We start from the raw sequence: 602 nt of genomic DNA on the forward strand, positions 1-602 counted from the left end.
AGGCTACTTTTTCTGGATTCCCACCTCCGCGGGAATGACATCAGAAAAATAAGATAAAAAACAAACAGTGACCGACTTCTTGCATAACGTAGCTAATAAAGAGGAATTTGAAGGAAACACGGAACGCAGTACTACAGCGTACACTTTAGTACGTGAGGATGCGAGTACCGGATTGATACACAAATTACCTTTAGAAACAAGTTATGCAAGAAGTCGGTCACTGTTTGTTTTTTATCTTATTTTTCTGATGTCATCCCCGCGGAGGCGGGAATCCAGTAAAACCTATAAAAACTTGTTTTTATAGGTTTATTTTGTTAATTAATGTGTAATTGTTGAGATCGGGATTAAGGCTACTTTTTCTGGATTCCCACCTCCGCGGGAATGACATCAGAAAAATAAGATAAAAAACAAACAGTGACCGACTTCTTGCATAACGTAGCTAATAAAGAGGAATTTGAAGGAAACACGGAACGCAGTACTACAGCGTACACTTTAGTACGTGAGGATGCGAGTACCGGATTGATACACAAATTACCTTTAGAAACAAGTTATGCAAGAAGTCGGTCACTGTTTGTTTTTTATCTTATTTTTCTGATGTCATC

General features: G+C 38.2%; 1 protein-coding gene and 1 pseudogene. Both read left to right on the plus strand.

All coding sequences use genetic code 11. The features are described 5' to 3' along the window. Positions 1-67: 67 nt before the first annotated feature. A pseudogene (locus O6R16_RS08115) lies at positions 68-217 on the plus strand (palindromic element RPE1 domain-containing protein); the annotation flags it as partial. Positions 218-414: 197 nt separating this feature from the next. After that, on the plus strand, positions 415-602 hold a 188-nt coding region (locus tag O6R16_RS08120), incomplete at its 3' end, for a palindromic element RPE1 domain-containing protein (protein ID WP_499680711.1).

Source organism: Candidatus Rickettsia tasmaniensis, from assembly GCF_036857515.1.
GTDB classification, from domain to species: Bacteria; Pseudomonadota; Alphaproteobacteria; order Rickettsiales; family Rickettsiaceae; genus Rickettsia; species Rickettsia rickettsii.